Genomic DNA, 18,925 nt, shown 5'->3' with positions numbered 1-18,925 from the left:
ATGAGTGAGCCTACATCAGAATCAGTTTTGAAGGACTTTTCATTAAGACAAGATGTCTGTGATGAGGAGCCTTTATTTGACATTGATGCAGAGGGAAATTGGTTTTATCAAGGCTCACCATTGCCTAAAAAGTTTGCGAAATTATTTTATTCAATCCTCTTTTATCAAGATGAACAACACTATTTAATTACCCCCGCAGAGAAGGTTAAAGTACAGGTTGAGCAAGAACCGATTAAGATTATTGACTACCAATTGTTACAAGGTGGGCAAGTAGAAATTACTACAAGCTTGGATTTCAAATTCATGCTTGAATCTTTAAATGCTTTTACGGTATCAGGTAATAAAATTACTTGTTCAATTCAGCATGGCCTAATAGCAAGTTTTAACCGTCCGACTTACTACCGATATATTGATGAAGTGATTTTAACTTAACATCTTAATCATAATTGGATATGTTAGAGTTTACATGGAATGTAATCTTGGTTGGTGTCGAATGGATAAGTATCAAAATCTCGGTTCATTTTTTTCACAGTTGAATGGAGCCATTCAAAAAGAGCTCGATTGTCGTTTGAAGAAATATAATCTTGATTCAAAGCTCTATTATGTTTTGTTTTACCTCTGGGAAGAAGAGGGTGTAACTCAAACTGTTTTATCTGCTCGGTGTTCTGTAGCTAATTACAGTATGACGAGGATGCTCGATCAGCTACAAGAGTTAAACCTTATCGTACGTCAGCAAGAGAAAGATAATAAAAGAGCGTTTCATGTGTTTTTAACTGATTCGGCAAAAGCGCTTGAAAATGATGTCAACATAGATGTAGAGGTAATATACCGATCGTTTTTATCTAATTTGACCCTCGATGAAAAGAGTAATTTGCTATCATTATTAAGTAAGCTAAAAATATGATTTATCTGCATGGGTTTGTTTTCTAATGAAAGTTATTCCTTCAAATAATTATAGTTCTAGATGGTTTACTTACGACCATCAACTGTCTGCATCATCTCTCCATTTTTAATTTCCTTATTTGTTTTTATACATCTTTAAAACAATTTGAGGAAACTATTATGAAACGTACACCTGAACCATTCCGTATTAAAATGGTTGAACCTATTCGTATGACTACTTTAAATGACAGGCAACTGGCATTGGCGGATGCGGGGAACAATCCGTTTTTACTTAAAAGTGAAGATGTTTACATCGATCTATTAACTGACTCAGGTACTGGGGCGATGAGCGATCGTCAATGGGCTGGTTTAATGATGGGAGATGAATCCTATGCAGGTAGTCGTAGCTTTTTCAACCTAGAAAAAGAAGCGCAAAGAGTATTTGGGTATAGACATATCATTCCGGTACATCAGGGAAGAGGGGCCGAGCAGGTATTATTTCCTTGTTTAGTCGAGAAATGCCAAGGTGAAAATCCTGTTTTTATATCTAATTATCACTTCGATACTACTGCTGCCCATGTTGAGCTAAATGGTGCAAAAGCAATAAATACATTAACGAAAGAAGCGTTAGATACTCAAGCGTATTATCCGTGGAAAGGCAACTTTGATATTGAGGCGTTAAAAAGTCAAATTGCTAGTAACAGACCTGAAAATATTGCAGGTATCATTATTACCATTACCTGCAATAGCTCTGGAGGACAGCCAATTTCAATGGAGAACATTAAGTCCGTCTCAGAAATGGCTAGACAGCATAAAATTCCAGTTATTATAGATTCAGCTCGCTTCTGTGAAAATGCATGGTTTATCAAGCAAAGAGAAGAGGGTTATGAAACTAAATCGATTGAAGAAATTGTTGCTGAAATCTATTCAAATGCGGACATGCTCACTTTATCAGCCAAAAAAGATCCCATGGTAAATATCGGTGGTTTACTGTGCATTCGAGATGACAAGGAATTATTTCAAGCTTGTCAGAGCCGATGTGTGCCGATGGAAGGATTTGTCACATACGGTGGTTTAGCTGGCCGAGATATGGAGGCATTAGCAGTAGGACTTCAAGAGTGTACAAATGAAGATATGCTGAACTATCGAATCAACCAAGTAGCTTATTTAGGCGAAAGGTTAAAGGGCGGTGGGATACCAATCCAATACCCCACAGGCGGACATGCTGTATTCGTCGATGCTAAGAAATTTTTGCCACATATACCAGCGGAGCAATTTCCTGCCCATGCTTTGGCAAATGAGCTTTATCTTGAAGCTGGGATTAGAGGTGTTGAAATTGGTTCACTGTTACTTGGAAGAGATCCTGATACGGGTGAGCAGAAATGTTCACCATTTGAATTATTGAGGCTCACAATTCCAAGGCGCACGTATACAAATGACCATATGGATTATATCGCTGATGCACTTATCGAGGTATACAAACGCCGAGAGCAGCTGAAAGGCTTAGACTTTGAGTACGAACCTAAAATCTTAAGGCATTTTACCGCAAGGCTTAAATTTGTAAGCTAAATAAGGCAATAAAGCCTAGACCAATCGCAATTAAGGCACAGTTAACGATCCGGTTCACTGTGTCTTGTTTGTTTTGATTTTGTGTTAAACGTGCAAGCAATTGATCTTTCTTATATACCCTGCAAACCACATTGTTATGGGTCGGGTCAACAAACATTTGAAATCGACAATTATGCCCATTTGATAATTTAATTTTATGATCACTAGAAGGAGAAAAGTTAAAAACTTTTTTGACCGACTGCCCATTAAGGAACAGTTCTTCCATACCAAACCAGTTACTGGCTTTTAATTCAATGATGTCTTGATCTACCTGATATTGAAAGCGCACAAAGAAATCCTTTTCTTTATTTTAATTATCTTTAATTCAAGCAAACTCTCAGAAATTTTCCATCCAAAATGATGAAAAACTTTGTTCTCTTATAAAGTTCATACCATATAAAAAAAAGATACTCATCAATTCAAATGCAAGTGCTATTGTCCTAAAAATGCGTTATGTACTTTTAACGTGCGTCTAAACTCATTTATCAATTCAGCTGAATAGGCGGAAATATTATGAAGCGAGTAAAGAAGTTAACTCTCATTGTACTCACAGCATTTCAATGCTCAATGTCATACGCATCCGTGTTTACAATACATCCTGGTTATCTTGACGTTGGCGTCCAAGAGGATATGTCCTGTGCTGTTGTGAATTTTTTTATTGATATTGCAAAACAAGAAGATTTACAACTGCGATTAGTTCCTAGTCCACTTCAGACGGCTCGTAACAAAATTTATCATTACGAAATTGATGTTTCTGCTCATGGTATTTCAAACATTAACACCCAAGCTAAACCAGAATATGCTGTTGCTTCAAAACCTTATCTTAATGTTCAACGAGGGTTCACAGTGTTAAAAGATTCGCCTTTTGCTTCAATGAAAAAACTGCCAAAAGGTTCGAAGGTTGCGGTAATGGATGAGAGCACCGCACTACAAGATATTAATAATCAATATAAAGGTGATTTCAAATTAACGATTGTATCTAAGTTAGAAGGTAAAGCTCGTGAATTGCTTCGACAGCATAAAGTTGATGCAATTGCTGAAGGTTACACTGGTTTTTGGTTTAATCCTGATGATGCTAAAGACTTAACAATGATTGATGTTCATTCTTTAGATGAAAATGATCCAAACGCTGAAGGATTAGCTTTCTGGGTTCAAGATGAGGAACCTGAATTACTTGGAATTATTAATAAAGGGGTTAGAAGGATTAAACATTCTCATCATCAATTTGAAAACATTTATCGTTTTTATCAAGAAAATGGTACTTGTGATACTCATTATGCATTTCCTAAAGTAAGGGGATAAATCAAAGTGATTTAGTCGCTGCCTTGAATATGATTCAAGGCAGCTTTTTTAGCGTTCACCGGTTAATTAAGCGACACAAATTTAAGATTACTAACTGGTGGGTAACCTTGATCTGGCGAATTAGCCGCCAATGGAATTCGTTTAAGATTTAAATTTAATTTGTATACTAGCAAGCCCTGCTTAATCGGTGGAATGGTTGCAACAACATTGTCATAAGCTAATCGTTTATGGCCATTAAGTAGAAAGTTACTTGGTAAGTATTCTTGCAAAATTGAACCACAGTTGGGGCAAGCAAGATCATTATTTCTAATATTAGCTAAAACGGCAGTGTTTCCGCCGCAGAGGCCGTTATCTCCTGACTTAATACATCTTCTTCTCTGACCGAAAACGCTAGAGACATTTGTCACAGTCGCAAAAATAGGGTGTCTTCTCACAATACTATTTGCTTCAAGCAAAAACTCCCATGCAGCAGGGTTATAGTTAATATTGGCGAGGACATCAATCTTATGCTCTGCAGCAAGTCTTCGGATTTGATAGTTCACTGCATCGCTAATTAAGTCAACACAGATTAATGGCATGATATTACCGTATTTTGTCTTCACGACAGTTAGATATTTACCTTGGCGCATTCCTAAACCGTTCCGCGGTGAGGCCTCATAAAATGATGGGCGAATCTTATAGCCGAATTCTATCCAGTTTTTGCCAATGATAGGCGTACGACTGTACCTGTTTTCATCGTAATAGGAGCCAGCGATAATTACCATGTCATGCTGTTTTGCGATCGTTTTGAGCTTTTGAATTATCTTATCTCTTTTGGGTTGGGGGTAAGATAATGATAATTCTGGAAGAATCAAAACATTTGCTTTATTTTTAACTGCTTCAGCAGCACACATTAACACCCTTTTGGAAGTTTCATCAGTTGCTAAATGGAGGCCTGTCACAGGGTTGATTTTTAAATCAATTTGAATTTGACATTGAGCATAAACAGGCAATGATTTTAACGATTGAGTATTGGTATGATCGAAAATTTTTACTGTCGGTAAACTTGTTTGTGTAATCTTTTCTGTTTTAGTTACAGGAATTTTTTTCGGTACAGTTGGAGTAGATGAGCACGCACTTAGGAGAAGAAACACATACACGATGAATATAAATTTAGGAAATGAACGCACACTCAACCTCACATCATAATGAATTCAGTGTCAATTCTATGTCATTATCGTCGTTTGAAAGGTTAAAGAAAGTTAACTTTAGAATCGATGTTCAGAAATGAACCTTAAAACGTTGATGAGTGAGATGTACTTAGCACCTGAGTGGATAGATTTATTGGTAAAGCTTCACCAATGCATGATTTAGAAAGGACCGCTGTATCATATTCAATGTGAAAGAAGCATAGCCAGTTGATAAAGGCCGTTAAGCAGATTATTGCAAAATCAAGTTATCACTTTGCCCCGAACGTGGTAAAGGTGTTCGAAGGTTCAGTGATAGAATGTAAAAACTTCAGAGTACAGCTAGTAAATAAATAGGCTTTATCGTTTATACATAAAAAAACCACTGCTAAGCAGTGGTTTCTTGTAATAAGTAGAACTACTTAACTCGCATGCCAGGTTGTGCACCTTCATGTGGTTCAAGAATCCATAAATCCTTACCACCTGGGCCAGCAGCTAACACCATTCCTTCTGAAATGCCAAAGCGCATTTTACGAGGAGCAAGGTTCGCAACCATTACGGTTAACTTACCTTCTAAATCTTCAGGTTGATATGCAGACTTGATTCCTGCAAATACTTGCTTGGTTTCGCCACCTAAATCCAATTGGAATTTAAGAAGTTTATCTGCACCTTCGACGTGTTCTGCTTTAGCAATACGTGCGATTCTTAGGTCAAGCTTTGCAAAATCATCAAACTGAATTGTGTCACTGATAGGATCATCAGCCAATGGATTTGATGATTGATCTACAGGCTTTTCTTCTATCGCTTTTGGTGTTGTTGCTACAAGGTTTTCTTTTGATTCATCAACCATTTTAGCAACTTTGTCCATGTCTACGCGCTGCATCATTGCTTTGAAAGCATTGATTTCATGACCACTGAAGTCTGTTTCTAAGCTATCCCACGTAAGTTCAGTATTCAAAAACGCTTCTACATCAGTAGACAAGCGAGGTAATACAGGTTTTAAGTAAGTGGCTAAAATGCGGAACAAGTTCAGAGCATTCGAGCAAACTTGATGCGTTTGTTCTAATGTTTCTTCTGCTTTTACCAGTTTCCATGGCTCCATATCTGCAACGTAAGCATTAGCGATATCAGCAAGTGCCATTATTTCACGCATGCCTTTACCAAATTCACGCTTTTCATAGCATTCAGCAATCACATTTTTTTTAGCTATAAACTGCTCGACTAGGCTTGTATCTTCAAGTTTAGCTAGTTTTCCATCGAAACGTTTTTTAATAAATCCAGCAGTACGTGACGCTAAGTTAACCAATTTTCCAACAAGGTCAGAGTTTACACGCTGTGCAAAGTCCTCGAGGTTTAAATCTAAATCATCAATGCGGCTACTCAGCTTGGCAGCATAGTAATAACGTAAGTATTCTGGATCTAGATTATCTAAATAAGTTCGAGCCTTAATAAAGGTTCCCTTAGATTTAGACATTTTAGCGCCATTAACCGTTACATAACCGTGAGCATATACGCTTGTAGGTTGGCGATAACCAGAACCGCTCAGCATTGCTGGCCAGAATAAACTGTGGAAGTAAACGATGTCTTTGCCGATGAAGTGGTAAACCTCAGCGTCAGAATCTTTTGACCAAAAATCATCAAAATTAAGGTCATCACGCTTATCACAAAGGTTTTTAAATGATCCCATGTATCCGATAGGAGCATCTAGCCAAACATAGAAGTATTTACCTTCGGCTCCAGGGATTTCAAAACCAAAATAAGGCTTATCACGGCTGATGTCCCACTGTTGAAGGCCTTGCTCAAACCATTCATTCAGTTTGTTAGCCATTTCTTGTTGTAAAGAACCAGAGTGGGTCCACTCTTTCAACATGTCTTCAAAAGCTGGTAAATCGAAGAAGAAGTGTTCTGAGTCTTTCATAACGGGCGTCGCACCAGAAACAGCTGATTTCGGGTTAACTAGGTCCGTTGGGCTGTACGTTGCACCACAAGCATCGCAGTTATCGCCATATTGTTCTTCTGATTTACACTTCGGGCAAGTGCCTTTTACAAAACGATCAGGTAAGAACATTAACTTTTCAGGATCAAATAACTGAGAAATGGTTCTGGTTTTGATGTAGCCATTTTCTTTCAGCTTTAAATATATATCACTTGCTAACTCACGATTTTCAACACTGTGAGTCGTATGGAAATTATCAAAGCCAATACGAAAATCAGCAAAATCTTGCTCATGTTCTTTTTGAACCTGTGCAATCATTTCCTCTGGCTCAATACCCATCTGTTGAGCTTTAAGCATGATTGGAGTGCCATGTGCATCGTCAGCACAAATGTAATGACATTCATGACCACGAAGCTTTTGGTAACGTGACCAAATGTCAGTTTGAATATACTCAAGCATATGACCTAAATGAATAGGGCCGTTAGCATAAGGTAGGGCACTCGTTACAAGAATTTTGCGTTTTGTCTCTGCCATTTTCTCTTAAATCGTTAATTACTCTAAATATGGAAAGCATATTAACTGATAGACAGTAAATTTTCATCAGCCGAACACAGCAATTAGTACAATAAATTCTAATTTTTTACTTCAAACACATGAACTTTATTGTTTCCATATTCAGGCGTAAAAATTTTGGTCGAATAATTAGCGTGTGCATTGATGATAGCTGATTGTCCAATGATGCTGTTGTTACTCGATTTAAATATGAGATTCTTACTATAACTCCAATCATTCTTATCTTGAGAGTTTGGTGTTAGCACGGTAACTGTTTCAGCACCATCGCCGTCAACCAGTATCGATGGTTTCTGGTTTCTGTCTTTTGATGGATAAAAAGGGGTTGCCTTTCCTGGAGCTGCTTGTCCGAATCCACCTTTTATCGTTTTAAATCCTGTCGCCAGGACATGTTTTTTAAATTGACCTGATTCAATGTCGTTAGGAAGTTGATAAACATACACACCAGCAAGTTTTTCATTTATTGTATGATTTGTTATAAGTAACGAAGGTTGGCCAGAGTTATTTAGGTCAGCAATTTCTATATTGAAAGCATGATCGATACGGTTATCTATTACCCTATGGAGCCACTTATTATTTCTATAAAAGGTGACACTTACTGCTTTGTTAAAATATTCAGCCGCATAGATTTCTTGGATGCCATCTTGATCCATATCTGCAACAGTAAAGGTGGTATCAGCACCACCTGAATAGATGACTTTTTCATTCCATGGAAATGAAGAAGGGTCATTTTTTGATGGCGTTAAGTAGACGAGTTCACTTTCTTTAAGTTTAAGAGGAGAGCTGTCAGTTCTTGTTGTTAACACTCCGTATTGACCGTTGCCGTATAAATCGACCCAAATAGCTTTGTGATAGTAAAAGCCAGTTTTATCTTTTGTTAGCTTGTGTGAAGCATGAGTTGTGCTATCTATAAACGTTACAGCACCAGTGCTGTTGTGCTTAAGAGGAATTACATCAAAAAAGCCACTTGCAACAAGTAACCCTTCTTGGCCGAAGACATTTTGAGGAACATAAGTTATTTCATTTGGCCAGACAATGCCAGTATCAAGGATGTCCTCCTTCAACGTATTATTTACGTCAGACAATACACCGATATGATAAGCATTCTTCTTTATTATATTGACTTTAAAACTTGAAACCGCAACTGAAGATGGGACAGTTGATTTTATTACGTTTAAAAATGATGGGCTTGATACGTTTATTTGACTTACTTCATTAATCGTTTCCGCCGAGGCTTGTGGAAGTAAAGATAAAGAACTGAATGTACATAATGCTGAGATAAAAAGGACGTGAGTTCTCATAATCGCTTTGAAATAAGTAAAAGAAAGACTCTATCATTGTTCAAATTTTGACGATTTAATTATCTGTGAGATGAAAGCTTAAGTTCAGTTCGTCATATTTTAACCAACAAATCCTTAAAATCATTAAGTTCAGTTTAATATCTGGTACAATTGCCGGAATTTTTAATTCTATGTTGAATAGCAGAAAAAACTGTTTATGAATAACCAAAATTCAGTTCAATCATCAGCATTATCCAATGTAAAAAATATCATTGCCATTGCCTCTGGAAAAGGGGGCGTTGGTAAGTCCACTACATCTGTAAATATAGCGTTAGCGATGAGTAAGCTAGGTTATAAAGTGGGTATTTTAGATGCGGATATTTATGGTCCTTCTATTCCATTAATGTTGGGTTTAGAAACGTTTAAGCCTGAAGCAGTTGGTGAAAAGCAAATGACGGCAGCTTCCGCTCATGGTATTACCGCTCAGTCTATTGGCTTTTTGATTGACAGTGAAAATGCCGCTGTATGGCGTGGACCAATGGCTGCAGGAGCACTATCTCAACTTATGAACGAAACAGCTTGGCCGGAGTTAGATTATCTGTTTGTCGATCTTCCTCCAGGTACAGGTGATATCCAACTTACATTATCTCAAAAAGTACCGCTTACAGGTGCTGTTATCGTAACTACGCCACAAGATATTGCGTTAGCTGATGCTCGAAAAGGCATCAATATGTTTGAAAAAGTGAATGTGCCAATCATGGGCCTGATTGAAAACATGAGTTTTCACATTTGTGGTAATTGTGGCAATAAAGAACATATTTTTGGTACTGATGGCGGCAGAAGAACAGCCGAGAAATATCAAGTACCGTTTTTAGGAGCACTACCGTTAAACGTTGAAATACGTGAAGCCATGGATTCAGGTAAGCCGCCATTGGTAGCAACCCCAGACACTGAAATCAGTTTGTTGTATTCAGGTATCGCAGAAAAAATTGCGAACTTCGTTGACGATCAAACGACCGATTCAGTTTCAATCAGTTTTTCTGATGAATAAATTTAAAAGCTTAAAAAAAACAGGGTCAAAAAATGAATTCTCAGCAGTGTGTTATTATTGCGATTACGGGTGCATCAGCTTCAGGTAAGAGTTTAATTGCTCGAACTATTTTTGAAGAGTTACGTCGTGATTTAGGAACCGATCAAATTGCGGTAATCAATGAAGATGCGTACTATCACGATCAAAGTCATATGACGATGGAAGAGCGTGTTAAAACTAACTATGATCATCCAAAATCAATGGATCATGCGCGTCTCTGTGAAGACTTAATTAAGCTTAAGTCAGGTGAAACAATTGAAGTGCCGCAGTACAGCTACACAGAGCATACTCGTACAACTGAAACGACAAAAGTATCACCTAAAAAAGTGATTATCCTTGAAGGCATCTTATTATTAACTGACCCTAGACTTCGTGATCTATTTGATGCCAGTGTATTCATGGACACACCACTGGATATTTGTTTCTTACGTCGATTACAACGAGACGTTGAAGAGAGAGATAGAACGATGGAATCTGTTATTTCTCAATATAAAAAGACTGTTCGCCCAATGTTCCTACAGTTTATTGAACCTTCTAAGCAATATGCTGATATCATTGTTCCAAGGGGCGGTAAAAACCGTATCGCAACCGATATACTAAAAGCTAGAATTCAACACCTACTTGGCTAATAGCCTGATTACGCAAAGGAGCAGCACATAAGATGCGTTTAACCGATATTGAAATTACCCGCAGTTTGGATAAAGGTGAGATTATTATGTCACCACGGCCAGACGAAGAAGCCATTAGTGGTGTAAGTATTGATGTTAGGTTAGGCAGTCATTTTAGAGTATTTAAAGATCATACTGCTCCTTATATCGATTTAAGTGGACCAAGTGCTGACGTTCAGAAAGCGCTTGATCGCGTAATGAGTGACCAAATTGATATCCCAGATGGTGAAGCTTTCTTTTTACACCCTGGTGAACTTGCTTTAGCAGTAACTTATGAAAGCGTCACCTTACCGGCAGATATTGTAGGTTGGTTAGATGGTCGATCATCATTAGCTCGTTTAGGCTTAATGGTGCATGTTACTGCACACAGAATCGATCCAGGTTGGCAAGGTAAAATTGTTTTAGAGTTTTATAATAGTGGTAAATTACCGCTTGCATTACGGCCTCAAATGAAAATTGGTGCATTGAACTTTGAACGTTTATCTACCCCTGTTGCGAAGCCTTATAACAAGCGTAAAAATGCTAAATATAAAGACCAGCAAGAAGCGGTAGCGAGTCGAATCAGTCAGGATTAATCGGGAGTACTCCCTACATATATGGATAATACTTGGATTAATGGTCAGCAAGGAAAGCTGATAGACGTTTCAAACAGGGGCCTCAATTATGGTGATGGCCTCTTTTTAACAATGAGAGTGAATGAAGAGGGTAAAATTCTTTTCTTAAACTCTCATTTATCTCGCATTGAACAAGCTGTCATTCGTTTAAATATTAAAAATGAAATCGGTTTTTGGCAGTTACCAACATCTCAAAAAATACTACTTGAAATAATCGCTGAAGCTAATCCCAATCGAGGTATTAAATTACTCATTTCCAGAGGGGAAGGTGGTCGAGGCTATTCAGCCCTAAATTGCACCAACATCACTACGGTTATTACAACTTTTGATCTTCCAACAAACTATCAAAAGTTACAAAAGACAGGACTCAACCTTACCTTGTCTGATATAAAGCTTGCTCAACAACCTAAATTATCAGGAATGAAACATTTAAACCGTTTAGAGCAAGTGTTAATTAAGTCTCAGTTATTACCCGATAACTTCCAAGACTGGTTAGTGACAGATAGCAATAACCAAATTATTGAATCCTCGATGGCTAATTTATTTTTTTATATGGATGACAAATGGTACACACCTTTGCTTTGCAAAAGTGGTGTCGCAGGGGTTATGAGAGAACGAGTTATTTATGCGCTACTTGATTTAGGTTTTAATGTTGAAATTTCTAATATTGGGATTGAAACACTCAATAAAATAGAACATATTTTCATGACGAACAGCTTGATGGGTGCCGTTGATATCAAACAAGTTGATCAATATTGTTTTGAAGCTTGGGATTCCACATCTATGTTGAATAATTTATTAGGGGTTCAGTTATGAAAAAACTCCTGTTAAAAGTATGTTTTACCCTTATTGTTTCTGGATTTATTGGTATTTTTTATGTAAATAATTCGATCGAATCTTATGCAAGTTCGCCACTCAATATTGAACACAAAAGAGAGCTTTGGGTTGAGCCAGGGGCATCCCTTAATGGCACATTACTTAAATTGCAGAGGCAAGGTGTACTTTCTGATATTTGGAAACTTAAGTTGTTTGTGAAACTAAACCCCGTCTATCAAAAAATTCAAACAGGTTTATATGAGCTAGATACGCTAGATTCACCGCTTTCAATTATGCAGAAGCTCGTTGAAGGAGATGTAAAAAAATTCAGCTTAACTTTAATTGAAGGGCACACACTCAAAGAGTGGAAACAAACCATAAAAGCTGCACCTCGTTTGGTTTTACCGAAGAGCATATTTGTAAAGGTGCTGGAAGAAAATGGTGATATGTCGGGCTTGCCTGAAGGCAAGTTTTTTCCTGAAACCTACAGTTATACTTCAACTACAGAAGTAAAAACGTTGGTGGAACAAAGCTACAAACACATGGAAAATGAATTAAACCGAGTTTGGGAGCAAAGAGATAAAACAATAGAAGTTAATTCCCCATACGAGTTATTGATTCTAGCCTCGATTATCGAAAAGGAAACCGCTAAACCAGAAGAGCGAAACTTGATATCGGCGGTATTTAATAATCGACTGAAGAAGCGTATGCGATTGCAGACCGATCCTACTGTTATTTATGGGATGGGAGACCGTTATCAAGGGAATATCACTAAAAAAGATTTAAGAACAAAAACGCCTTTTAATACATATCGAATAAAGGGGCTACCACCGACACCAATCGCTGCACCAAGTTTGGCTTCAATAGAAGCAGCAGCACATCCAGCTGATGTCAGCTATTTATATTTTGTGTCTAGAAATGATGGTAGCCATGTATTTTCGGAAACATTAAAAGCACATAATCGCGCAGTAAATATATATCAGAGAAGTAAAAAATGAGTGGAGTTCAGGGTAAATTTGTTGTTATCGAAGGACTAGAAGGTGCTGGTAAATCTAGTGCAATTAGTTTGGTTCGTGATTATATTGAAAAGCACACAAACCGCAAAATGGTATGTACTCGCGAGCCTGGTGGGACACCTCTTGCTGAAAAAATGCGTGACTTGGTTAAAACAGTTGATGAAACAGATCCTCTTTGTGATGAGGCTGAATGTTTATTGATATACGCTGCTCGTGCACAGTTAGTGGCAAATGTAATTAAACCTGCACTTAATAGTGGCCAATGCGTTTTAGGCGATCGACATAATCTTTCTTCTCTTGCATATCAAGGTGGTGGTAGAGGATTAAATGAGCTGGTTAGCGTGATCAGTGATGCGACGTTAAGGGATTTCAAGCCAGATTTAACATTATATCTAGATATTTCCCCAAAGCTCGGGTTGCAGCGCGCTGCATCGCGTGGTGCTTTAGATCGTATTGAACAACAGAAGATAGACTTTTTTGAAAGAGCGCGTGCTCGTTATCTACAAATCGCTGCTGAAGATGACAGCATTTACGTCATCGATGCAAGTCAGAATATTACAGAAGTACACAAAGACATCATCAGTGTTTTACAGGCTATGCCATGGTTAAACTGAACCAATTACCATGGTTGAACTCAGCCAGCAGTATCTTCGCTCAACAATTGAGTGAAGGTACAATGCCACATGCTCAACTCTTAGGTATTGAGCATGGATACGGTGCTGAGCTATTGTTAGAGCACTTATCGAGTTTGGCCCTATGTAGTAAACCTATAAATGGTGAGGCTTGCAGCTTTTGTCATTCATGCCAATTGACGGCTGCAGATACTCATCCTGATTTACATATCATCAAGCCTGATGGTCAACAAATCAAGGTTGATCAAATTAGGCAGCTTTGTCGTGCTCTAGCTAATACTTCACAGCAAGGCGGTAAACGTATTGCTGTGATTTATGAATGCGAAAAAATGAATGTTGCAGCAGCTAATGCGCTACTGAAAACGTTGGAAGAGCCTGGTAGAGATACTTTATTGTTATTGCAAACATCGTCACCGAGCTTATTAATGGCAACTATCAGTAGTCGCTGTCAAGAAATCGCAGTACATTCGCCATCAAAAGATGAACTTAATGTGTGGTTAAAACAAAACTCTCAAGTCTCTGGTGATATGACATGGGCAATGCCTATCGTCGGTGGACCTATAAATTTAATTGAGTCCATTACATCTGGTTTCTATCAAACTCTACTGAAATATCGTAAAGATTGGAGTCAAAGTTTGATGGAAGGGCATCTGTGTACTAATTTTTTAGATATCAATGAAAAAGAAATCGTTGATATTTTAGATGTTTTGTACCTAGTGCTAAGACAGTTTGTTATCCAAAAGAAGTATGCTGATCCATTGTTGCAAGCCAACATAATAAAATTAGCGTCGGAAGTGATGACAATACGTCAAAGGCTATCACTGATGAGTAACATCAACGCACCAGGTTTATGCCAGCAAATCATGCTCAAATATCGACATCTGACTAATCATTAAGTAGAGGCTGTTAACCTCTGCTCAAGAGGTGCGGTATGGAGAGAGTTTCAATCAAGTTTGATAATCTTCATCAACTTTATCGAGCCTATATGCCTTTTATTTCTCCAGCGGGTGTATTCATAAATATGAACTCTCCATTTGGATTAGGCGAAGAAGTTCTTGTTCAATATCAACTTCCTGAAGATAATAATTTTTATCAATTTTCCGGTACTGTTGTATGGAGTAATCCACAAGGTGCTTCAGGTGGCCGCCCAGTTGGCGTTGGAGTCAAAATTGAATCAGATGATCAAATCCATCGGCAAAGAATAGAAAATTTACTTGCTAGCGAATTAAATTCTGACGATTTGACCTGTACAATGTAGACAGTTATCCTTTGCTGCCATTTTCACTTGTTCATGACTATTAATGTTAATCGATTCACACTGCCATTTAGACCGTTTAAAAGCGGCACCTGATCATGAAAGCTTGACACAAATTATTGAAAACGCCACACAGAAAGGCGTTGAGTACATGCTTTGTGTAAACGTTCGTCAACAAGAATTTAAATTAATGCAAGAAAAGGTTGCACCTTTTCCCCAAGTATTTCTGTCCTCTGGGGTCCATCCCTTAGATGTTGAGTCCGGACTCGATGACAAAATGTTGTTGGAGAGTGCGAGCCATGAACGAGTGATTGCAGTAGGTGAAACAGGACTCGATTACTTTTATTCACCGGAAACTAAAGAATTACAGCAAGATTGTTTCGAGCGTCAAATTGCTTTGTCGTTAGAAGTTGATAAACCATTGATCGTTCATACTCGTGATGCTCGTGAAGATACAATTTCCATGCTGAAAAATGGTAATGCCGATAAAGTAGGTGGTGTTTTACATTGTTTTACTGAAAATTGGGAGATGGCAAAAGCGGCCATTGATCTTGGGTTTTATATTTCTGTCTCTGGTATCGTCACATTTAAGAATGCAGGTGAATTGCGTAGTGTTATTCGCAAAATACCAAAAGATCGGTTAATGGTTGAAACGGATTCACCATATTTGGCACCTGTTCCTCATCGAGGTAAAGAAAATCAGCCTGCGTTTGTTCGAGATGTTGCAGAGTTTGTTGCTGAACTGCGTGGTGAAAAGTATCAAGATTTAATTGAGTATACAGGCGAAAATTTCTTTAATCTGTTTAAAACAGCAAATCGATTGAAGTAAAGCAGATAAAAAAAAGCCCATTTCAATAAATTGAATTGGGCGTTGGGAAATGGCTCTTTCGAGCCGTGCGCTACTCGGTAACTCATTAATAAATTTTAAAATTTAACCTTATGTTTCAAATTTATTAATGTAGAAATTCATTAATTTAAAGATTAGAACAGTTAGAATAAATTGCCTAAAAAATTACATTAATTTTTATTCATCAAGTAGCTTCCCTTTGACTTAAATTCTTATTTAGCACACAAAAGCCTTGAGTTTATTGGGCTGTAGCATTATCTCTTACAAGATCACGCGGTAAATTATTTTTTAATTTATTTCCTAAATGCTTTGCGACCCCTAACGAATTATTATGCAAACAAAGTATTTTTTCACCTTCAGCTTTTGTTGCAACCGCTAATGGAATGTCTCTACCTTTCAGATATTCGCTTGCCTCCGCTAAACTGATGTCTAATTTATGCTCTCTAGAAACAGTAAGTGCAGTAGCGGCTTCATGTGAAAGTTTTAAATGTTTTCCTTTTTGTTCAGCGAGTTTTAAACCAATGCGTTGAAAACGCATTTTTCCTGTAAAATTTTCAAATGCTTCAGGGAATAACCAAAATTGTTGATCACGTACTTTTAAAACTGAATGGGCTGGAATTTCGATACCGTAACTGTTTTTTAGCCATTCAGAGATTTCATTGACTTGCTTTTTACTTGCAGCATTAAAAGGAAAGTTTCTTTGAGGTTTTGGCATGTTTTTACTGCGTTTTACAGCAGATGTTTTTTTGACTTTAGCAATAAAAAAACCTTCACTGTCATAGGTCTGAGGCCAAACATGCAAGAAACCTTCATCGGTAATCGATTTGTCAGCCCCCTCAAACAGTTTATGTAGAGAAATAAATTCAACAGAATCAGGAAACGACTGTTTCAGGTGGTGACAAACGTGCTGATTTTCTTCTTCGCTCAAGGTGCAGGTGGAGTAAACAAGAGTGCCACCCACTTTAAGTGCTTCAAATGCCGAGCAGATGAGTCGTTTTTGTTTTACTGCGATTGCTTCCACTTCTGAAAGTTTCCAATCCTTTAAAGCTTGCTCATCTTTACGCACAGTACCTTCACCTCCACAAGGCGCATCGAGTAATATGGCGTCAAACTCTTCAAATAAGTATTCACCAAATACTTCGGCATCAAAATGAGTGATTGCAGAATTCGTAACCCCCATTCTTACGAGGTTAGCGTGTAGCATTTTTACTCTGCTCGATGAATATTCATTTGCAATCAAAAGTCCTTCATTGTTCATCATAGCGGCAATTTGTGTGGTTTTTGAACCAGGTGCAGCGGCCATATCCAGTACTGAAGTAAAGTCATTTTCCTCAGAAAAGAGTGCAACAGGCGGCAACATTGAACTGGCCTCCTGTATATAAAATAACCCTTGTAGGTGTTCGATTAAGTTACCAAGAGAGCGGCCTTCGCCACCGGTTATCCAAAATCCATTTTCACACCATGGAATAGTTTCTAATTGATAACCTTTTTTTTCTAGAATTTGTATGAGTAATTCATTAGATATTTTCAGAGTATTAACCCTGATTGATGGCCGAAGTGACTTATTAGAATAGTTAATTAAATCATCAATATTAAGGTGAGACGGCAGCTGTGCTGTAATGTGCTCGATAAAAGCAGGATTGATTGAAGCCATATGCTAAAAAATAAGCTGTTAAAATAATAATGCATAAATTGTATCACGAACTGTTGCATTATAAATTCGTCTGGTACATGATGAAAGCATGAAAAAATTCAATACAAATGCATCGACCAATATAATCTACCGCACAATTAATAGCGTGGTAGTTTCTGCATCTGTATATTTTTGGTGGTTTGGCTATGGCTATTTTAGTCAGGAGTCGGGTCGCCGTTAATCAAACAAAACGGCAGTCCCGGCGAAAGCCAGACTGCCAACCAGGGATACAACCCCGATAGGCAGTCAGCCAGTCGGGGTTTTTTTATACTTTTATTTTAGGTATTTACCTGGAGAGGACATAACGATGGTGTCTTTATTAACTGACATTTTCCATCAACTTGCAAGACGCTCGAATGGGCGATTTAGCTGCGGTGGGCTTATTTCGTATTGGCGAATCTAGCTCATCATATTAAAAAACTAAATTTTTATTCAGCTAAAGCGAGAAACGTTATGACCCAATTAAATATTTTACCAAGAACTGAAGCACCAAAAGCCGCAAATGATTCAAGAGCTAAAAAGGTGTTATCACCACTGCAAGTGAAAAACTTACTTCCTGTGCCTGAAGAGATAGCTGCATCGGTTGAACATTCTAAACAGCAAATTAGAGATATTCTTAACGGTAAAGATGACCGACTTTTGGTAGTTACTGGTCCATGTTCAATTCACGATGAAGCTGCTGCTTTAGAGTATGGTCAAAAGTTAGCCAAATTAAACGAAAAGCTTTCTGACAAATTACTGATTGTAATGCGTGCGTACGTTGAAAAGCCAAGAACCAGTGTCGGTTGGAAGGGCTTTGCATATGACCCAGAGCGTGACGGTTGTGGCAACATGGAGCAAGGTTTACTACGTTCTCGAAAATTAATGTTGCAGTTAGCACAATTAGGTTTACCTCTAGCAACTGAAGCTTTAAATCCATTGGTTATGATGTATATGGATGATGTAATTTCTTGGGTAGCTATCGGAGCTAGAACTTCTGAATCTCAAACTCACCGTGAAATGGTCAGTAACCTAGATATCCCAGTTGGCATAAAAAATAATACCAATGGTTCGGCAGATACTGCAATTAATGCGATGATCTCTGCGGCACATAGTCACCATACACTCGGACTAAATGGACATGGTGAAATTGCCATGATCGACACACCAAGTAACCCTGATACTCATTTGGTTTTAAGAGGTGGAAAAACAGCTACTGGTGAAGTTATTACTAATTACGACGAGAAGAGTATAGAAGCGGCAGTAGCAACATTAACGGCTAAAAATGTTCACACTAAAGTGATGATTGATTGCAGTCACGATAATGCGCAAAAACAACATCTAAAGCAAATTGATATAGCGCTTCATGTGGCACAACTGAAACGAAAAGGTAATCAGAATATTCTTGGCATTATGCTAGAAAGCTTCATTGAAGAAGGAAATCAATCTATGGATGGAAAATTGGTTTACGGAAAATCAATTACCGATGCATGTATTAGTTGGGAACAAACTGAAAAGTTACTAAACTGTCTAATCTCATAAAGTAGTGCAAATAAGTTTTGGAATGTTGG

Annotated in this window: 18 protein-coding genes and 1 pseudogene; 14 read left to right on the top strand and 5 right to left on the bottom strand. The window is 37.8% G+C overall.

What is annotated here, in order from left to right; genetic code table 11:
• The 3 genes from AC1EU2_RS15680 to AC1EU2_RS15670 all read left to right on the top strand — a co-directional run bounded on the left by AC1EU2_RS15680 (position 1) and on the right by AC1EU2_RS15670 (position 2,451).
• Positions 1 to 432 carry a DUF1285 domain-containing protein gene (locus AC1EU2_RS15680; protein ID WP_480299220.1) on the top strand — a complete coding sequence of 144 codons (432 nt, stop codon included), beginning with the start codon at positions 1 to 3 and terminating at the stop codon, positions 430 to 432.
• A gap of 61 nt (positions 433 to 493) precedes the next feature.
• Positions 494 to 904, top strand: coding sequence for a MarR family winged helix-turn-helix transcriptional regulator (locus tag AC1EU2_RS15675; protein WP_480299219.1), 411 nt, complete (start codon positions 494 to 496; stop codon positions 902 to 904).
• A 158-nt stretch (positions 905 to 1,062) separates the two neighbouring features.
• Positions 1,063 to 2,451 carry a tryptophanase gene (locus AC1EU2_RS15670; RefSeq protein ID WP_480299218.1) on the top strand — a complete coding sequence of 463 codons (1,389 nt, stop codon included), beginning with the start codon at positions 1,063 to 1,065 and terminating at the stop codon, positions 2,449 to 2,451.
• On the opposite strand, the gene AC1EU2_RS15665 is transcribed toward AC1EU2_RS15670, so the two are convergent.
• Positions 2,435 to 2,779 carry a hypothetical protein gene (locus tag AC1EU2_RS15665; RefSeq protein ID WP_480299217.1) on the bottom strand — a complete coding sequence of 115 codons (345 nt, stop codon included), beginning with the start codon at positions 2,777 to 2,779 and terminating at the stop codon, positions 2,435 to 2,437. The two genes, AC1EU2_RS15670 and AC1EU2_RS15665, sit on opposite strands and share 17 nt — an antisense overlap.
• A 224-nt stretch (positions 2,780 to 3,003) precedes the next feature.
• Between AC1EU2_RS15665 and AC1EU2_RS15660 the strand changes: the two genes are divergently transcribed.
• Positions 3,004 to 3,792, top strand: a complete 789-nt coding sequence (locus tag AC1EU2_RS15660; RefSeq protein ID WP_480299216.1) for a type 2 periplasmic-binding domain-containing protein — start codon at positions 3,004 to 3,006, stop codon at positions 3,790 to 3,792.
• Positions 3,793 to 3,854: 62 nt separating this feature from the next.
• On the opposite strand, the gene AC1EU2_RS15655 is transcribed toward AC1EU2_RS15660, so the two are convergent.
• From AC1EU2_RS15655 to AC1EU2_RS15645, 3 genes are all read right to left on the bottom strand, one after another.
• Entirely contained in the window at positions 3,855 to 4,961 is a 1,107-nt protein-coding gene (locus AC1EU2_RS15655; protein WP_480299215.1) for a nitrilase-related carbon-nitrogen hydrolase, read from the bottom strand.
• 415 nt (positions 4,962 to 5,376) lie between these two features.
• Positions 5,377 to 7,428: a methionine--tRNA ligase gene (metG, locus tag AC1EU2_RS15650; RefSeq protein WP_480299214.1), complete on the bottom strand. Its 2,052-nt coding sequence runs from the start codon at positions 7,426 to 7,428 to the stop codon at positions 5,377 to 5,379.
• Positions 7,429 to 7,526: 98 nt separating this feature from the next.
• On the bottom strand, positions 7,527 to 8,765 hold the full coding sequence (locus tag AC1EU2_RS15645) for a hypothetical protein (protein ID WP_480299213.1): 1,239 nt from the start codon (positions 8,763 to 8,765) through the stop codon (positions 7,527 to 7,529).
• A gap of 229 nt (positions 8,766 to 8,994) precedes the next feature.
• Here AC1EU2_RS15645 and apbC point away from each other — a divergent pair.
• The 9 genes and pseudogenes from apbC to AC1EU2_RS15600 form a co-directional block, all read left to right on the top strand.
• Positions 8,995 to 9,795: pseudogene (gene apbC, locus AC1EU2_RS15640) on the top strand (iron-sulfur cluster carrier protein ApbC); the annotation flags it as partial.
• A gap of 32 nt (positions 9,796 to 9,827) precedes the next feature.
• Entirely contained in the window at positions 9,828 to 10,463 is a 636-nt protein-coding gene (udk, locus tag AC1EU2_RS15635; protein WP_480299212.1) for a uridine kinase, read from the top strand.
• 32 nt (positions 10,464 to 10,495) lie between these two features.
• Positions 10,496 to 11,077, top strand: coding sequence for a dCTP deaminase (dcd, locus tag AC1EU2_RS15630; RefSeq protein WP_480299211.1), 582 nt, complete (start codon positions 10,496 to 10,498; stop codon positions 11,075 to 11,077).
• A gap of 21 nt (positions 11,078 to 11,098) precedes the next feature.
• Positions 11,099 to 11,932 carry an aminodeoxychorismate lyase gene (gene pabC, locus AC1EU2_RS15625; protein ID WP_480299210.1) on the top strand — a complete coding sequence of 278 codons (834 nt, stop codon included), beginning with the start codon at positions 11,099 to 11,101 and terminating at the stop codon, positions 11,930 to 11,932.
• Positions 11,929 to 12,930, top strand: coding sequence for an endolytic transglycosylase MltG (gene mltG / locus AC1EU2_RS15620; protein ID WP_480299209.1), 1,002 nt, complete (start codon positions 11,929 to 11,931; stop codon positions 12,928 to 12,930). The genes pabC and mltG overlap by 4 nt, the downstream gene beginning before the upstream one ends.
• A complete protein-coding gene (tmk, locus tag AC1EU2_RS15615; RefSeq protein WP_480299208.1) occupies positions 12,927 to 13,562 on the top strand; it encodes a dTMP kinase in 636 nt (211 codons plus the stop codon). Before mltG ends, tmk begins: the two co-directional genes overlap by 4 nt.
• A complete protein-coding gene (holB, locus tag AC1EU2_RS15610; RefSeq protein WP_480299207.1) occupies positions 13,550 to 14,476 on the top strand; it encodes a DNA polymerase III subunit delta' in 927 nt (308 codons plus the stop codon). The genes tmk and holB overlap by 13 nt, the downstream gene beginning before the upstream one ends.
• 35 nt (positions 14,477 to 14,511) lie before the next feature.
• Positions 14,512 to 14,838 (top strand): PilZ domain-containing protein, encoded by a 327-nt coding sequence (locus AC1EU2_RS15605; protein WP_480299206.1) that lies wholly within the window; start codon positions 14,512 to 14,514, stop codon positions 14,836 to 14,838.
• A 43-nt stretch (positions 14,839 to 14,881) separates the two neighbouring features.
• Positions 14,882 to 15,664 carry a TatD family hydrolase gene (locus tag AC1EU2_RS15600; protein WP_480299205.1) on the top strand — a complete coding sequence of 261 codons (783 nt, stop codon included), beginning with the start codon at positions 14,882 to 14,884 and terminating at the stop codon, positions 15,662 to 15,664.
• 256 nt (positions 15,665 to 15,920) lie between these two features.
• Here AC1EU2_RS15600 and rsmF read toward each other — a convergent pair whose 3' ends face one another.
• The gene (rsmF, locus tag AC1EU2_RS15595; RefSeq protein WP_480299204.1) at positions 15,921 to 17,336 is read right to left on the bottom strand and encodes a 16S rRNA (cytosine(1407)-C(5))-methyltransferase RsmF; all 1,416 of its coding nucleotides are present in this window, start codon (positions 17,334 to 17,336) and stop codon (positions 15,921 to 15,923) included.
• 492 nt (positions 17,337 to 17,828) lie between these two features.
• Between rsmF and AC1EU2_RS15590 the strand changes: the two genes are divergently transcribed.
• Positions 17,829 to 18,896, top strand: coding sequence for a 3-deoxy-7-phosphoheptulonate synthase (locus tag AC1EU2_RS15590; RefSeq protein ID WP_480299203.1), 1,068 nt, complete (start codon positions 17,829 to 17,831; stop codon positions 18,894 to 18,896).
• Positions 18,897 to 18,925: the final 29 nt, after the last annotated feature.

The organism is Parashewanella sp. 2304DJ23-3 (genome assembly GCF_056591695.1).
Note: the sequence above shows the minus strand (reverse complement) of the source record. Positions and strands in the feature narration are given on the sequence as shown.